The sequence below is a fragment of the Candidatus Poriferisodalis sp. genome (assembly GCF_965198245.1).
Lineage (GTDB): Bacteria > Actinomycetota > Acidimicrobiia > Acidimicrobiales > Poriferisodalaceae > Poriferisodalis.
Genome location: NZ_OZ240249.1, coordinates 1,660,345 through 1,677,797, shown reverse-complemented (window position 1 = coordinate 1,677,797; position 17,453 = coordinate 1,660,345). Strand labels below are relative to the sequence as shown.

Annotated in this window: 10 protein-coding genes; 3 read left to right on the top strand and 7 right to left on the bottom strand. The window is 66.0% G+C overall.

Features of this window, described 5'->3' with window-relative positions; translation table 11 throughout:
* Positions 1–30: 30 nt before the first annotated feature.
* The 5 genes from ACOCMM_RS07680 to ACOCMM_RS07660 all read right to left on the bottom strand — a co-directional run bounded on the left by ACOCMM_RS07680 (position 31) and on the right by ACOCMM_RS07660 (position 8,681).
* On the bottom strand, positions 31–2,886 hold the full coding sequence (locus tag ACOCMM_RS07680; protein ID WP_419552589.1) for a cell wall-binding repeat-containing protein: 2,856 nt from the start codon (positions 2,884–2,886) through the stop codon (positions 31–33).
* 179 nt (positions 2,887–3,065) lie between these two features.
* On the bottom strand, positions 3,066–5,603 hold the full coding sequence (locus ACOCMM_RS07675) for a CaiB/BaiF CoA transferase family protein (RefSeq protein ID WP_419552588.1): 2,538 nt from the start codon (positions 5,601–5,603) through the stop codon (positions 3,066–3,068).
* Positions 5,604–5,688: 85 nt separating this feature from the next.
* Positions 5,689–6,630, bottom strand: coding sequence for a hypothetical protein (locus tag ACOCMM_RS07670; RefSeq protein WP_419552587.1), 942 nt, complete (start codon positions 6,628–6,630; stop codon positions 5,689–5,691).
* A gap of 9 nt (positions 6,631–6,639) precedes the next feature.
* On the bottom strand, positions 6,640–7,647 hold the full coding sequence (locus ACOCMM_RS07665) for a hypothetical protein (protein ID WP_419552586.1): 1,008 nt from the start codon (positions 7,645–7,647) through the stop codon (positions 6,640–6,642).
* A gap of 77 nt (positions 7,648–7,724) precedes the next feature.
* Positions 7,725–8,681 (bottom strand): hypothetical protein, encoded by a 957-nt coding sequence (locus ACOCMM_RS07660; protein WP_419552585.1) that lies wholly within the window; start codon positions 8,679–8,681, stop codon positions 7,725–7,727.
* A gap of 63 nt (positions 8,682–8,744) precedes the next feature.
* Here ACOCMM_RS07660 and ACOCMM_RS07655 point away from each other — a divergent pair, with 63 nt between their 5' ends.
* Positions 8,745–10,736, top strand: coding sequence for a polysaccharide deacetylase family protein (locus ACOCMM_RS07655; protein ID WP_419552584.1), 1,992 nt, complete (start codon positions 8,745–8,747; stop codon positions 10,734–10,736).
* A 110-nt stretch (positions 10,737–10,846) separates the two neighbouring features.
* Here the strand turns inward: ACOCMM_RS07655 and ACOCMM_RS07650 are convergent, their stop codons facing one another.
* Complete coding sequence (locus ACOCMM_RS07650; protein WP_419552583.1) at positions 10,847–12,202, bottom strand: LLM class flavin-dependent oxidoreductase; 1,356 nt, start codon at positions 12,200–12,202, stop codon at positions 10,847–10,849.
* A gap of 67 nt (positions 12,203–12,269) precedes the next feature.
* On the opposite strand from ACOCMM_RS07650, the gene ACOCMM_RS07645 reads away from it, so the two are divergent.
* Complete coding sequence (locus tag ACOCMM_RS07645) at positions 12,270–13,037, top strand: NUDIX hydrolase (RefSeq protein WP_419552582.1); 768 nt, start codon at positions 12,270–12,272, stop codon at positions 13,035–13,037.
* Positions 13,038–13,271: 234 nt separating this feature from the next.
* On the top strand, positions 13,272–16,004 hold the full coding sequence (locus tag ACOCMM_RS07640; protein WP_419552581.1) for a hypothetical protein: 2,733 nt from the start codon (positions 13,272–13,274) through the stop codon (positions 16,002–16,004).
* A gap of 80 nt (positions 16,005–16,084) precedes the next feature.
* Here ACOCMM_RS07640 and ACOCMM_RS07635 read toward each other — a convergent pair whose 3' ends face one another.
* On the bottom strand, positions 16,085–17,401 hold the full coding sequence (locus ACOCMM_RS07635) for an NAD(P)/FAD-dependent oxidoreductase (protein WP_419552580.1): 1,317 nt from the start codon (positions 17,399–17,401) through the stop codon (positions 16,085–16,087).
* Between the last annotated feature and the right edge of the window lie 52 nt (positions 17,402–17,453).

Genomic DNA, 17,453 nt, shown 5'->3' with positions numbered 1-17,453 from the left:
TGGGCGATGTCACATCCGCTGTTCGAGGGTTCAGTCGCCTGCCGGCACCTTGAAGGGTCCGGCGCGGTCCTCCGCGGCCGGTAGTGCCGCCCCCCAGCATCGGATGGATCCGTCGTCCAGCAGCCCGCACGTGTGCCACCGACCGGCCGACACAGCAGTGAATGCAGTTCCCGAAGGAGGGGGAGGGGGGATATTTTGGCGGAACGTGTTCAGGCCCCAGCACGTGACACTTCCGCTGTCGAGCAAGGCGCACGAGTGACGCCAGCCTCCGGACACCGCTGTGAATCTCATCCCTGCCGGGACCGACGGCGCGTCACCCTGACCATCGGGGCTGCTGCCCCAGCACCGCACCGAACCGTCGTCAACCAAGCCGCACGTGTGCCAGGAAGACGACGAGATCCTTTGGTAACCCGTACCGGCGGGCAGCGCCGGGACCTCCCCCTGCTTGTCGTGATTGTCGCCCCAGCACCGCACCGAACCGTCGTCTACCAGGCCGCACGTGTGCCAGATACCCGCAGCTATCGCCGTGTAGGTGCGGCCGCTCGGCAGATCGGGGACATCACCGCGGTTTCCCTCGTTGCCGCCCCAGCACTGGGCCGTTCCGTCGTCGAGCACCCCGCAGGCATGCCATACCCCGGTATCGATCCCTGTATAGGAACGACCGGCCGGTGCAGCGGCTGGCGCCGACACTCCGCTGTCATTGCCGCCCCAGCACTGCACCGAACCGTCATCCAGCAGGCCGCACGAGTGCCACCATCCGGTGACGACATCTGCGTAGACGGTTCCCATGGGTGCCGCCGGGACGTCGGTCTCGCCGAGACTGTTCTGACCCCAGCACTGCACCGAACCGTCATCCAGCAGGCCACAGGAGTGCGTGTCGCCTGACGCCACCTTCACAAAGGAATTTCCTTGGGGCGGTTCTGCCTGCCCGCGGCGGTGACCACCCCAGCACTTGACCGAACCATTGTCCAAGAGGCCGCACGCATGCTCCTGGCCTGCGGCGACCGCTACGTAGCTGGTGCCGGTGGGCGCCAGAGGCACGGTCGACTGCTCAGCGGAGTTGGTTCCCCAACAGATCACCGAGCCGGTGTCGAGCAGACCGCATCGATGCCAGGAACCCACGGCCAACGACACGAACGCTGTTCGGTGGGGCGCGGAGGGCACGTCGGTGTTGGGGGAGCCGTCGCCTCCCCAGCACTCGATGGCGCCGTTGTCGAGCAACCCGCACGAGACTCTGTCGCCGGATCCCACAGCGACGTACGCGGTCCCCGGCGGCCTCGGCACAACCTCGCTTTGGAGACTGCCGTTCTCGCCCCAGCACTCGATGGCGCCGCTGTCGAGCAACCCGCAGGAGTGGTCCTGGCCCGCCGCCAATGCGGTGAAGCGCATGCCGGCAGGCACGCTGGTCTGACCACGCCAAGTGTCGCCCCAGCACTGTGCGGTGCCGTCATCGAGGAGCCCGCACGTGTGGGCCCTACCCGCTGTGACGGCCACGAACGAACGAGGGGTCGCGAGCATCGGCACGGTGGACTGGTTGAGGTTGTCGGCGCCCCAGCACTGAATCGACCCGTCATCGACGAGGCCACATGTGTGCTGTGCACCAGCAGACACCGAGGTATACGAAGCCCCGACCGGTGTCGCCGGCACATCAATCTGGCCATGTGAATTCTCGCCCCAGCACTCGATATCACCGGTAGTGAGCACCGCACACGTGTGATGCCGGCCTGCGTCAATGAACTTGATGGCACTCTCGGCAGGCACTGTCGACGCTGGCGGGGAGGCGCCTGGTCCAGGCACGCTGCCGGCTGGATCGCCGATTGGTGCCGATACCGGATCACTGCTCGATCCCGAGCCACCGCCGGTCGTCCCGGAATTGTCCGAAGAACCACCGCTCGAGCCGCTCCCGACCCCAACGTCGAGACCGTAGGCGTACCGGGCGGCCTTGGCGGCGGTCGCCACACGATCAGCGCCGCGCAGGCGGATGACTCGGATACTCGCGAGCAGCTCGCTGGTCTGTTGAATCGTCTCGTCTGGCACGGCAGTCGTACCGCCCACGAATATTGCCTTCGACGGCCGCAACCGGCGGAGTGCCTCCGTCGTAGCATCGCCGAGTCCTTCAACATCGGTGTGCAGAACGGTGCCGCCCACCGAGGCCGCAACGGCGGCCGCCACGCCGCCATCAGGTGGAGACCAACCCGATGCGAGTACCACGGGCCGGCCCGTCTCAGCCGACGCGGCGAGGCGCGCCGCCGTGGCAGTGCGGTCGGCGCCTTCGATCCGGTCGATCTCGACATCGCCCAGCAGATCGGCGATCTCTCCAGCGACGCGTTCGGGCACCGCCGCGGGTCCGCCGACAACCACCACCCGTTGTGGCCGCCGCCGCTCGAGTTCGGCCCGAGCGGCGTCGCCGAGTCGGTCGGGATACGTGAAGAGGACCGCAGCCTTCTCTGCTGCCGCGAACGCGGCCGCCGCTGCGGCATCAGGCAGCGCCCAGCCAGAGGTGATCACCACAGTTCCGCCAACCGGACTCTCGACGCGGCGCGCTACTGCTGCCGCGGTCTCGGTTCGGTCCGTACCGGAGAGACGCTCGAGCCGCGCGTTCGCCAGCGTGCGCGAGATTTCGGTGCGAATGTTCTCGGGAAGCGCTGCCACTCCGCCCACGACAATCACCCGTTCAGGGGCGATGTCCTTCAGGGCCTGGGCGGCAGATGCTCCGAGCCGATCGGCATAGGAGTAGAGCACGTAGCCGTCCAGGCTCGCCGCCAGTGACGCCGCTGCCGCAACATCGGCCAGCGCCCAGCCCGATGCGATGACGGCCACTCTGCCGTCGTCCTCATCGACAGCGTTGACCGGGACGACCGGGAGCGCCAAGAGCACAGCTGCCATGGCGATGACGGTCGCCCAGCGACGCCGTATCAGCGCGCTCTCCCATCAATGAACCGGCAGCGGCCGGCAATGTCCCACATAAGCCCTCGCCGCGAGAACGCAGACCGGCTGTGGCCTGCGTCATTCCACAAACGTCGGGATCTTAGTGAAGCCCCCTACACGGCTTGACCATTTGGCTGCTATTCGAGCAGTTCAGCCACGGCCAGTTCGGCGATGCGGTCGCCGTCGTAAGCGAGCGTCTCAGTGAGTACCTCGAAGCTGTGCTCGCCGAGCGTCGGTCCGCCATAGCTCACCTGGGCCGGAGTGCGGGACAGCACGAACCGGGTGTTCTCCACTGTCGTCGTGCCCTGCTTGCCGTGGGGCACCTCGACGAGGTGTTGGCGGTGCACCACCTGTGGGTCAACCGTGAACTCCGGCGAGTTCTGCACGATGTGCGCCGCAACACCCGCTGCCTGCAGCTCGGTCATCAAGTCGTAGCCGTCTCGTCCCCGGGTCCACGCCGAGATGATGTCGTCGAGTTCGTCGTGGCGCGCATGACGTTCGGCTGTGTTCAGCGAGGCCAAGTCGCGGCGGCCTATTGCCCCCGCCAGCGCAGCCCACTGGCCGTCGTCGACGCACGAGATGGCGATCCAGTTGTCGTCAAGGTCATCGCCCGCGGGCCCGCCTGATGCGGTCGGGAACGCACCCTGGGGTGCAAACACCAAGTCCCGGTTGCCCGCCGCTTCCCAGATACGCCCGTTGGTGGTGCGCTCGAGCAGCGCCGGCGCCATGAGGTGCAGCGCCGCTTCGGACTGGGACAGGTCCACGTACTGGCCTCGGCCGGTCTGGCGCCGATGCTCCAGCGCCCCCATCACCGCAGCCACCAGCCAGCGGGGCGACGTGTAGTCGGTATAGGCGGTGAACGGCCCTGCCGGTGCTCGGTCGGGCCAGCCGACCGGGTAGAAGAACCCCGAAACGGCGGCGGCCATCGTGCCGAAGCCGGCCAGCATCGCCAGCGGTCCGGTCTGGCCCATCAGGCAGCTCGACGCCATGATCACGTCGGGCCTCCGCTCGTGCACCTGCGGCCAGCCCATGCCCCAGCCCGCCATCGCCTTGGGCGAGAACGACTCCAGGATCACGTCGGCCCAGTCGATGAGGTCCCAGATGACCTCGAGCGCTTCGGGCTTGGACATGTCCAGCGCCAAGCCACGCTTGCCTGCGTTCAAGTTGCTGAACAGACCCGAACCGTCCGGATCGCCGACGTCATCGTGGAACGGCTGAATCGAACGCACCGCGTCGAGCTTGTTGGCTGACTCGACCCGGATCACATCTGCGCCGTAGTCCGCGAGCACCCGCGAAGCCGCCGGGCCGGCCATGGCCCACATGAAATCGAGCACCTTCACGCCTTCGAGCGGCGGCGAGGTGCGTGCAACCGGGGCGATGGCCGCAGGCACTGCCGGCAAGCGCTCCGATGCCGACACTTCGGCCAGCACCTCATCGGTGTGCTCGCCCAGCTTCGGCGGACGCCCGAGGTTGACCAGCGGGGTCTCGGTGAACTTGGCGAACGCGCCGGGATAGCGCACCGCAGCGGGATCGAACGAGCCGGCATCGGCATCGGACACGACATCGCTGTGGTCGACGTCCTCCCAGTACTCACGGAACGCCAGCTGGTGCGAATCGACAACCTCGGCGGTCGTCGACACCGGTGTGATGAGCACTCGGCGGGTCATGGCCGCCTCGAGCAATTGGGCTTTCGTCTTGGTGGCGAAGAACTCGGTGAGAACCTGCTTGAGCCGCTCGTACTCGGAGATCGGTTCCCGGCCGTCGAGCAGCATCATGGCGTACTCGTTCCAGTTCTTGTCCCGGGTCGCCTCATCGCAGAAGCCTTCCTCGTACACCCAGTCCATGAGGTTCTCGGTGAAGGCCCGGAAGCCCGGCCCGAACAGGAAGGTCACCGAGGCGTGCCCGTCTGCGCAGGGCCACATCAACTGGATGTCGATGCCCTGCAGGCTGGCGCCGCCTGCGATGCGCTTTGTCACAGTGGCATTCAGCGAGGTGTTGAGCGTCGACGACATGGAGGCCTGGCTCATCGACTGCTGCGCGGACATGTCGACGTGCTGGCCGAGCCCCGAGCGGGTCTGGCGGTCCCACAGCGCGATGAGCGCCGCACCGGCTCCTTCGGAGGCTGCATTGTGCATGGCCTGCGGGAGCGTGCCGCCGGCTCGCAGCGGCGCTCGGTCCTTGTCGCCGGTGATGGCCATGTTCACCGCGGAAGCCTGAAGCGCCAGGTCCGACACAGCCCAGTTGGCCTTCGGCCCATCGCTGCCGAATGGCGTGATCGAGACATGGATGAGCGCAGGGTTGAGCCCCGCCAATGCGTCACGGCCGAGACCCAGCGCCTCGGCCTCGCCGGGTTCGAACGATTCGAAGACGACATCCGCGCCGGCAATGAGCGCCTTCGCCCGCTCGACATCCTGCGGGGTGCGGAGGTCCAGCACGACGCTCCGCTTGCCACGGTTGTAGGCCCAGTGGTGCAACGAGCGCTCGGGATGTTCGACATCGCCGGCGAAGGGTCCAAGCCGGCGAGCCGACGAGCCCTCGGGCGGCTCAATCGCGATCACGTCGGCGCCCATCTGGACCCAGATCGCTCCGGCCAGGTGCCCCCGTTCGTCGGTCAGGTCAATGACCCGGTAGTCGGCCAGCACGCCATGCTGCACCGTGTTCGTTTCCGCGCTCATGACCACATTTCAGCACGCTCACCGAGGGCCATTTGCCGGGGAGTGCAACACCTCGCTCCGGCGCGGAACGGTCAGCCCTGAAGCATCAACCGTGGTCGCCGTCGGTTGCGTGCCCATCTGACGAGAGCGCGCTGACGAGGTCCCCGTACATGATCACGTGCGCGACGGTCACGATGCCGACCGTCACCGGCCAAACCAGGACGACCACGATCGCCAACGAATACGCAAACGAGAGCGGGCTCGCTATCACCACGAGGAAGACAACTGCCGCGAAGACCATGCGCACGAGGTCGAACAACATCACACGGCCCCATGTCGCCAACTTGTTGCGCCCCAAGAGCCGGTTCCACCGACGCAACGACGGCAGTCCAGGCTCCACGTACACCATGACCCACAAGATGGTCAGGAGGGGGGCAATGACGACGGAAACGACGAGCGTGACGAGATCCCACACGGCGCCAAGCGGGTCTGCGACCACAGTGAGTCCCAGCCCGACGAGGAACAGGACCGCTTGAACGACGACGAGCGCGACATTGATGAGCAGCAGCGCAGGCAGCCGACTCAGCGCGATGCTCGCAGCGGTGCTGCCGCCAGCATCGATACCCGTCAGCTCTTGGCGCGCAATCTGGGCGCTCGTAGCGGCTTGGAGAATGCTGAAGAAACTGGCGATGAGCGCCACCAGCAGAAGGACCGCCGCCTGTGGCGTGAAGGTGAATTCGAAGGACGCCATCCATGCGTCGACCTCCGCCGCCGTCTCGATTTCACCGTCGAACAGGGCGTCGAGCTTCTCCCAGAACTTGCCATCGAACAGTTCGTCCACGCCCACGTATGCGCTCACGAACGCAACGAGCCACAAGGCCGCTCCGAGCGTCGCGGCTACGGCCAGGTCGCGCCAACGCTTGCCAACCACCCGGAAGGTGCCAGCCCACAGTGCTCCTACAGAGCGGTGCGCATCAGGTCGCCGGCCACTGTGCCGCGACTCCGAAGGCGGTGGTACCGGGCGCGGCCGCATGTCGTCATCAGTCACGGCGAGATGCTAGGTCGGCTGCTGCACGGGAACTTCCTCGCCTCCCGCCGACTCCTGATGCAATGCCGGGTCATTGTCAACGACCCGGTCCTCAGTCGAGATGCCCGCCAAGTCCACGTACAAGAGGGTGAAGGCCGTCGTCAGGAGCGTGGTCGTCACGACAATGTTGACGACACCGAATCCGAACCAGGCGAACGAATCGACCTTGAGCACGAAAATCCCCGATGCCGCCTTGAAAGCGACGCGGACGAATTGGCACAACAGCACCCGTCCCAACGCGGCAGCGCGCTGACCGTCGACAAGCTGCCGTGCCCGGCGGAACTTCGGCCGCTGGTCCTCGACCTTGATTGCTGTGAAGTAGACGTTGATCTGCGGGGCGGCATAGGCGACGATTCCTGCTGCGAGATATGCCCAGGGCAACAACGCCAGCAGGTCTCGTTCGAAGAGGAACATCACCAGCAGCAAGGTCAATAGCGGCCCCAAAACGATCGCCACGAGTACGCCGTAAACGAGATTGACGGTGATCACTCTCGGAAGCCTGCGCACGGCCAACCGCAGGGCCGGGCCGGGTTTCGACATCCCGCCACGTTCTCGCTGCATGACGAGATGAACCACGGCAGTGCTGAAGAGGTAGCTGCCGATCGCCATCGCCACCAAGGAGAACGTGCTCGCCGATGTCAGACGCAATCCGTATTCGGTACTGCGACTGTCATCGAAGACGGGCTCGTATGCCCAGCCATATACGCGCCACACGAGCGTCAGGGCCACAAGGGCAGGCAGTGACACAACGATCACGTTGCGCCAGTTCCGGAGGGCGAACCGGAACGTGTCGCCGATGAGGGCGGGGATTGGGCGAAGCGTTCCCGGCTCAGGCTCCGCGGGCGTGGTCCAGAAGAACGCTTCAGGCGGATCGACGGGCGGATCATCGACGTCTTCGACCGGGTCGGCGGGCTCGGCCAGTGGAATCTGGCGGATGACCTGCGGCGTCTCCGGCTGAGGTGGCCGCCCGAATGGCACGAAGCGAAGCTAACGAAATGGTCGCCAGCCAACGGCAGGGGTCGATACGGAGTCAATCCGTAGTCGACCCGCCAGCGTTAACTCAGCGACTCCGCGTCGATGGTCGGCTGCTGTTCTGCGGTGATGAGGTCCGCGTAGATCAGCAGATGCGCCACTGCTCCCACCACAAAGAAGAGCGGAGTGACGACAACATTGACGATGAGATCGCCGTACAAAGCAGGAAGCGGCAGCGCGCTCAGCGCCAACGAGACTGCGAATCCCACTCCGCAAGCGACGAGCGAGAGCAGGAACACCCGCCCCCAAATCGCTGCCTTGCGACCCCGCATCAGACTCCACCAACGGCGGGGCGAGGGAATGCGGGGTTCGACATACGCCATCACGAAATAAATTCCGATCAGCGGGAAGAACACCACAGCGGCAGCTACGAAAGCCAGCGCCCAGAGGATGGCGAGCGCAGGCGCGATCAAAGCGAGGAAGACGCATACACCGCACCCGGCCAAGCCCATGACGAATCCCAGCAAGAGTGAGATGGCAAAGATCTTCGGCATTCGACGGAATGACGCAGAGAGGGTCCTGGCGAAGTTGAGTTCTCGCCCATCGACATCGTCGAGTGCCATCCGGGTGATGGCGATGTCCTGCACCAAGAAACCGATCGAGCTCGCGAGGCCGAAGGCGATGAGCAAGACGATTGCCAACGCCGTGGGCGTGACGTCGAAGGACTCCAGCCACTCACCGAAGTCCACAGTCGTACCGCCCAAGGGATCGGTCAGTTCGTCGATCTTGGCGAAGAACTGCCCGCCGAAGAGCGCGTTCAGGCCCAAGAACAGCATCACGAACGCCACGATGTAGCCCGCTGCTCCTATCAGCACGTATTCCCCGAACGGTCGCCAGCGCCGTCCAATGAGCGCGAACGTATCCCGAATCAGATCGGGAATCCGGCGAAGTTCGCCGGGCGCGAGCGGTCGGCCGTGCCACTCGGGCCGCACGTGTCCTGGTGGCAATGCCGGTCGAGGTCGCATCCTCTCGTCAGCCACGGTCAGATGTTACGCCGGCCGCATTCACCGGGAGCGAACGGCGGGCTGTTCTAGCGTCGGTGCATGGACAACACGGCATCTGGCCTGATCGCACCACTGCCAGAAAGCTTGCCTCCGCACCGGGTGAGGTACCTGCCGATCGTGGACCGGCCACGGATTCGCTGGCCGAACGATGCTCGGGTGGCGTTGTGGATCGCCCCGAACGTCGAACACTACGAGTACCTGCCGCCGCGAGACCCGCAACGCAACACGTGGACACGGTCACCGCACCCCGACGTGCAGGGGTATGGATACCGCGACTACGGCAACCGGGTCGGCTTCTGGAGAATGCTTGACGTGCTCGACCGCTACGGAGTGGTCGCCACGGCCTCGACGAATCTGGCCGTGTTCGACCACTACCCCGAAGTCGGCGCAGCCATGGTCGAGCGCGGGTGGGAAATCATGTCCCACGGCATCTACAACACCCGCTACATCTCCTCGATTAACGAGACCGCCGAGCGGACCTTCTACATCGAGTGCATTGAGGCGTTGCGCAGCCACGCCGGTCAACAGCTGCGCGGCATGCTGGGCCCGGCGGTGTCGAACACGGCCCTCACGCCGGACCTCATGGCCGAAGCGGGGTTGATCTACCACGCTGACTGGTTCCACGACGATCAACCCGTGCCGCTGGCAACCCGCAGCGGCCAGCGGCTCGTGTCGGTGCCGTACTCGATGGAGCTGAACGACGTGCCGGTGTTCACCCAGCACTACGACACCGACGACTTCGTGTCCATAGCGCGAGCCCAGCTCGACGTGCTGCGCCGTGAAGCCAACGACGCTGCCGGCGGCCGGGTGATGTGCGTGGCACTGCATCCCTACCTGATGGGCATGCCGCACCGGATCGACGGGCTTGCGGCGATGCTCGAGTACCTGATGGGCCACGACGACGTGTGGCAGACCACTGCCAGCCAGATTGCGCAGCATTTCATCGACCATCACTATGACGACTTCGCCGCCCACGAGCCTGTCCCGCCTGAACCGCTGCCTTCGCGACCGCGCGTGGCAGCGGCTTCGGCCCCGAGCCCACGCCCCGTAGCAGCGCTGCAGGCCCCCTTCGAGTTCGGCCCCGCCCATCATCAGCACGGCATGGACCACCCCTACTACGACTGGTCGCCGCTGCCGAGCCGGGCCCCCTTCGAATGGCCGAACCAGAGCCCTCTTGCCGTTGGCGCGGTCATCGTTCTCGAACACGTCGAGTGGGAGCCGCCGCCGGACGCGTATTCGCTGCGCCGCCGCAGCGGTGGGCTGGCTCGCCTGCCGGCTCCGGACTACCCGCAGCTCACGATCCGCGAGTACGGCCACCGGGTCGGCATTTTCCGCTTGCTCGACGTGCTGGAACGCCATGGCATCGCCGCCACCGTCGCTGTCGACGCGTTGACCGCCGAGCACTACGGCTGGTTGGCGTCCTACTTGGTCGAACGGGGCTGCGAGATCGCTGGGCGGGGCATCGCAGCCACCCGACTCATCACCTCGAAGAACTCCGAGGCCGACGAGCGGGCCGCCATCGCGCAATGCCTCGACGCCATCGAGGGCGCGGCCGGGACTCGGCCCACTACCTGGTTCTCCGCCGAAGGCGTCGAGTCGTTCCGCACCCCGGCGCTGCTGGCCGAAGCCGGCATTGACACCGTGCTCGACTGGCCCAACGACGAGCAGCCGTATCTCATGTCCACCGACGGTGCCTTGGAGGGGACTGACCGATCGCCTGCTACAGCGCCGATGGTGTCGCTGCCGCTGTTCCTCGAAGCCGATGACGAGTTTGCGCTGTGGCACCGCCGGGCATCGCTGGACAGCTGGCGCGGAATCATCTCCGGCGCTGCAGCCCGCATGCACCGTGACGGCGCCGAGCACCCTGCCGGCGGCCGGCTGCTAATGCTGACGCTGCGGCCCTGGCTCGCTGGCCAACCTTTCCGGGCTCCGGTGCTCGACGATGCGCTCAACCAGGTGACCGCTCTCGGCAACATCCACACCGCAACTGCAACTGACCTGGCCGCACACGCCCGGACCTTCTTCGGCTGAGCAGACGCGCCGAGAGACGGCGTCTCGAAACGCCGCTGTCACGATTCTTTGCGCAAATTTGCCGTCTGTGGCGGCATTTCTGCGCAGAGTCGTGGCCGTCGAGGCGGCGCCTATGCCAAACGCCAGGCTCCCGGCGTGGGGACACTCAAGCGGAGGTGGTCCCGCAGCGTGGTGCCGTCGTACTCGGTGCGGAAGAGGCCGCGGCGCTGCAGTTCGGGCACGACCAGCTCGACGAAGTCCTCGAAGGCCCCCGGCATGTGCGTCCCGGCGATCACGAACCCGTCGACGGCACGCTCAGCGAACCATTCCTCGAAGTAGTCGGCCAGCTCGATGGGGCCTCCGACAGTGGGATGCGCCAACCGACCCCGCCCCGACACCTGCACGAAGTCTCGCACCGTGGGATTGGCTCGTCCGGTGATCTGCAACACCTGGTTGCGGATGCCCTGGATGCCGGTCATGGCATCGAGGTCGTCGTCGGACAGCGGCTCATCTAGGTCGCGGCTGGCGAAGTCGAAGTTCAGCCCCTCCGACAGCAGCGACAGGTCGTCCACCAGCGTCGGCAGCTCGTCGTAGGCGGCGCGGCGGTCTTCGGCCTCGGCCATCGTGCGGCCCACCACGGGGAACGTCAGGTTCGTGATCTTCACCTGGTCGGGATCTCTCCCCAAGGCCTCGATCTGCGACTTCACCGAGGCGTAGTGCTGGGTAGCTGCATCCAGCCGCACGTGAGTCACGAACAGCAGCTCGCCCCAGCGGGCGGCGAAGGTGGTGCCCCGACCGCTCTGGCCGGCCTGGATGACCACCGGATGGCCTTGCGGCGTGCGCGGCACGGTGAACGGCCCCCGCGACGAGAACCAGCGGCCCCGGTGGTCAAGCCGGTGCACTTGGTCGCCGTGCGCATACAGCCCTGCTGCACGGTCCGCTGCAATGGCATCGGCCTCCCAGGTGTCCCAGTGGCCGTGCACCACCTCCATGAACTCGTCGGCACGGTCGTAGCGCTCATCGTGCGCGGGCGCTTGGGCCAGGCCCATATTGCGCGCTTCGTTGTCGTTCACCGACGTGACAACGTTCCACGCTGCGCGCCCGCCGGTGAGATGGTCGAGCGTGGCGAATACCCGGGCCACGTGGAACGGTTCGTAGTAGGTCGTCGAGTATGTCGCTCCCAAGCCGAGCCGATCGGTGGCCATGCCCATTGCCGTCAGCACCGTGACCGGGTCGAGCTTGACGCAGCGGATGCCCGCCTCGACGGTGTGCCGATGGTCGCCGCCGAACATGTCGGGCATCGCGAGCCGGTCGTCGAAGAAACCGAGGTCGAAGCAGCCGGCTTCGAGCACTTCGCCGATGTGTCGGTAGTAATCGAAGCTGGTCACGTCATGGCGAGCCTGGGGATGCCGCCAAGCCGCAGGGATCGTCGTGCAGTTCTGCGCCTGCAGGAAGCCCACCAGCACGATCTGGCGTTGCGCATTCACGCCTAGCGATCGTAGAGAGTCCCGCCGACCGGCGGGCCGGGTCGGCGGGATGCCAGACTCTCCGGCTATGCCGACTGAGCCCGCGGCTGGCGAGATCGCGCACGATGACATGCTCCGGGATCGGCTGACGGCGAACCTGGCTCGTCACGACGTGCGCCAGCACCCCGGTGAGGGGCGCAAGCACGCAGCCGTGGCGGTGATCGTGCTCGACAGTGACGCCGAGCGGCACCGAGCTGATCCGGTCATGGGCGGCATAAACGCCGAGCAGCGTCGTGAGATGCTCGCCGACATCCCCGGCGCGGAGAACGACCCCACGCTCACCGGCGATGTCGAGGGAACTGCGGGGGGCGCTGCAGTGCTGCTCACCCGGCGGGGCTCGCACCTGCGCGGCCATGGCGGCCAGTGGGCGCTGCCCGGTGGGCGAGTCGATGACGGCGAGACGGCACTCGAAGCTGCCATGCGGGAAGCCGCCGAGGAAGTCGGCTTGGAGCTCACGAGCGACGATCTGCTGGGCCGCCTCGATGACTACCCCACCCGCTCGGGCTATGTCATCAGCCCCTTCGTGTTCTGGCTGTCGGACGACCGTGATCCGGTAGCGAACCCCGCCGAGGTGGCGTCGTTACACCGAGTCTCGATGCGCGAGCTGACCCGCGATGACTCGCCGCGATTCGTGAGCATCCCCGAGAGCGATCGCCCCGTCGTCCAGATTCCCATCGGCGGCGACCTGATCCACGCACCCACCGGCGCCGTGCTCTACCAGTTCCGAGCAGTCGCCTACGACGGCCTCAACACCCGGGTCGACGAGCTCGAACAGCCAGTGTTCGCTTGGCGTTAGCCAAGCGAACCATCAGACCCAGTGCTTGGCGTTAGCTCGCCACATGCCGGCAGGTCGGCCGTGGTCCGGTCCCGGGCCAGCCGCTGGCTTCAAATGACAGGAAATTCAGCGACATAAGCCATCAATTGGCCGATTTGTTACCGAAATTTCGCCAAATTCATAGCCCTCCTGACGATGTGGCGCCGAAAGTGCGTCGTACGTTTCATTACAGAACCATTACAGGAGGACTGCAAAATGAAGACAAGGAGGTCTTCAGCTAGCCGCTTGCTCGCCGGTGCGAGCGCTCTGTTGCTGGTGCTCTTTCTTCCGTCGGCCCCCGCAGAGGCAGCGGACAACGGGGCCCGGCAAGAGGTGGTCCCTACCGTCACGATCACGGCCGGGGCGACCACTCACAACGAACCCGACGGCCCCATGAGCTTCACGCTCCACGCCAGCCCGGTCCCGGCGAACAATCTCGAGGTGCAGCTCGACTCCCGGCAGACCGGGGTGGTCTTCACCGACGCGATCGAGCGGTCGTTCACCGAGACGATCCCCGCTGGCGAGGCGTCGTACAGCTTCGACTTCATCATCGTCAACGATCTGGTGGTCGAACCCGTGGGCGTCGTGACGATCACGATCGCTGACAGCGAGGCAACGTACGAGGTTGGCTCTGAATCAGAGGCACAGACGGCGCTGATCGACGACGACGTGCCGATCACGGTCTCCTGGGATGCCTCTACCGTGCACGTCAGCGAGGCCGCGGGCAGTGTGACCGTCCCGTTCTTCATCCGGGTACACGATGGCAATACGCCCGGGACCTTCGAAGATGTCAATGGGCTCCATGAGGGTGTGGCGTTCCTTTATACGACAGCGCCGGTGACCGCGGACCCGACTGCGGATTTCGGATTCCAATCCCGGGTCTTCACGTTCGAGGTCGGTTCGTTCACGGTCGACTCCTCCGGCGACTACACGTTGACCGGCGAGATCGAGATTGAGATCACCGACGACACCGAGGACGAGCCGGGCGAGACGTTCGTCTTGTACTTCGAGTCCCCCCTGCCGCAGCCGCTCGACATCGGCGACACGGTGATCCCGACCGACCGAAAGACGATCGTGATCGCCGACAACGACGGCGTCAACAACCCGCCCCAGTTCGTCACTACGCCATCGGAACTCAGCATTCCCGAGGATGCCGAGGTCGGGACGCTCATCGGCGCTCCGTTTGAAGCGACCGATTACGACGGGCACGAGGTGACGCTCCTCTTCACCGGCGTCGAATCGGAATTCGAGCTCGATGCCGCGACGAAACAGATCAGGATTGCAGAGGAACTCGACTTCGAGACCGTGCCCGACTACGACCTCGAATTCGCAGCCGTCGACACCGCCGGAGGCGTGACATTCCACACCGTCAGTGTCGATGTGACCAACGTGGATGAACCCGGCTTGGTGGAGCTTGCACCGATGGCCCCCGAAGAAGGCGCAATGGTCGAGGCGACCCTGTCGGACGTCGACGGGCCCTCTGATGACATGACATGGGAATGGTCTGAGAGCGCCGCCCTGGACGGCAGCTTCGATCCCATCGACGGCCAGACCGAAGATCACTACATGCCCACGGTCGACGACGTGGGCATGTACCTGCGGGCCACAGTGACCTACGCAGACGGCGAGGGTGCTGGCAAGAGCGCTGACGCGACAACGTCCGAGCCGGTGACGGCCCGCCAGGATGAAGACAACAACCCGCCGCAGCCGCCCTGGCCGCCTCCGGACTTCTGCGGAACGCATCCCGACACAGTTGCGGACGCCTCGACGCCGCTCAGCGTGGCGGTTGGCGGCAGCGCGAGCGACGACTTCTGCGGAAAGGACGATGCCGACTGGGTGGCCGTTGACCTGGTGGCCGGGCAGGCCTACCGCATCGAGGGCACGTTCAACTCGACGGACGGCGAGCGCCGGATCTTCATCGCAGGAATGCACGACCCGGATGGGCAGCTCATCACCGGATCACATTCCTTCGACGGCAACCCATACGGCACATCCAATACCAGCGGCTACATCAACTTCCGGCCGACGGAGACCGGCACCCACTACATCGAGGTGGGCGACATGGGCTGGTTCCACTTCCGGTATGCAACCGGTCCGCTTAGCTGGGAGGTCGAAGTCCACGAGATCGACTTGCCGCCCGACGACGTCCCCGGGGTTGAACCGCTGACTCTCGAGTTCAACAACTACGGCCAGTTCGTTGACGAGTTCTTGGGCACCGTCAACACCCACGGCGACCGCGACACGTTCGCCATCGATGCCGTGGCGGGTCACACCTACTACATCCAGATGTACGAGCGGAACCGTTCAGGCATCTTCAACTGCATCCACGGGATCGCTTCGGCGGAGACACCTGACGAGCGCAGACCAGGTTCGCGCGAGTGCTGGCACGAGCCGGGTTGGAGGGTCAGTCGCTGGTTCTCGCCTGGCACCGGCGGGCGCTACCTGGTCACGATCGGTTCCGACAATGGCACGGGCGACTACCGGCTGCGCGTGCACGACACCACGGCTCGGCCACCGACAGCGCGGGATACGACGTTGCCCCCCGGCGACCTGGCGCAGGACACCGGCACCGAGGGACTGATCTACATCAACGACTCGTGGGTCACGGGTACGGCGGTATCGGGCGTCATCGACCTTGCGGGCGACAAGGACTGGTTCCGGGTCGAGCTCGAAGGAGGTCGGCGCTATCAGATCGACGCGCAGGGCGAGGGCAGCGGCGTCGGCACGCTGGGCAACTCCAAACTCTGGCTCCACGACGCGCATGGTCAGCGCATCTCAGGTGCCTTCGACGGCGGCAGCGGTTCGCACCTCGAGGCCCATCTGGTGCTCGAAGTCCCGACGTCCGGCACCTATTTCATCGCCGTGTTCGGATCCACCTACCACAGGGGCACTTATGCCCTGTCAGTCATCGACTTGGAGGACCTCTACACAACCCACCGCCCTAGCTAGGCACATTCGGCGCCGGCCCTGCACAAGCAGTCCCCATTGAGTGCAGGGCCGGCGCCTCGCGCCACAAGGCGTGCTCGGTATCAGCCGAGCACCGACATCGACGAGCCGTGGAGATCGCGCCTGCGGGAGAAGGTGCCCATGTCGATGTCGAAGCCGGTGTGTTTTCCGGTCACGACGACGGGGTCGGTGTCGTGGTCATGGCCCGCTTCCACAGCTCCGATCAGCTCGGCCATGCAGTGACCGGCTACCGCCGCGTTCTTGAACTGGTTCCCGCTGGTTCCGATGGCCACATAGAAGCCATCAAGCGACGTGCGGTCATAGATGGGGATCCAGTCGTCGGTCACGTCGTACACCCCGACGATTCCCCGCGGCTGGCGGGGCAGGCCAAGGTCCGGCATGCGCCGGGCGAACCGCAGGACGTGGGTTTCCCACTGCTCCCGGCTGAGATCCTGCGAGCAGTCATCGATCTCGTCGGTGCCAAGCCACTCGAAGTCCGTCGCGTCCAGCTCGAGGGAGCCGATGAGCATGTTGTTGCCTACCTCGGGCCGCACGTAGCAGCCGCAGTCAACGTCGGCCATGACCACGCCGTCATGCTCGAAGTCCGCGCCCGGCGGCGGGGGCACGTGGTACACCTCCTTGCGCAGCGGGCGCGTGGTGATGGACATGTCTGCGACGACGCCAGCGAGCTCGTTGACAGCGCTGCTGTGCGGTCCTGCGACATTCACCACGACCGGCGCCGCCACCTCGGTGCCGTCGGCCAGCACGACGCCTTCGGCCCGGCCGGCGCCAGCGATCCCAGTCACGGTCACGCCGAAGAGGAATTCGGCGCCGGCCAACTCGGCCGCCAGCCGCAGGTTGTGGGCGGCGAGTTGCGGGTCGCCGATGTAGCCGCTTTCGGGCGACCAGAGCGCGCCCCGCAGCTGCGAGGTCGGCTCGGCCCAGAATTGAGGATCGCCGAGCTGGCGGGGCGGGCCGAAACGGGACAGGTCGAGCGGGCCGAGCCGGGCGACGGTCTCGCCGCAATCCCAGATCTCGTAGGGAACGCCGAGCGCATCGAAGTGCGGGACCGGCAGCAGGTGATCCTCAGCGTCGCTGAGCAGGGTCACCATGCCGCACTGGCTGAACCCTGCGTAGCCGGCCTCGTCGCACGTCCCGGCGTGCTGCGGCCAGCGCAGCCAGTACTGCAGGCCCTCGTAGGCCATGGCAACTCCGGCCCGAGTTGAATAGGTGAAACGCACGATGGCCGACGAAGCGCTGGTGGAGCCTTGGCCAGCACCGGGGTTGCGGTCAACGCCCAGCACACGCCAGCCGCGCCGAGCCAGCTCGCAGGTGATCGCGGTGCCGATGACGCCCGCTCCGATGACGATGGCGTCGTAGCTCTGCTCGCTCGGACTCATGCCGCTCTGCCTGCCGTCGCACGAGTCCGGCAGCACTGCGGGGGCACTCTCG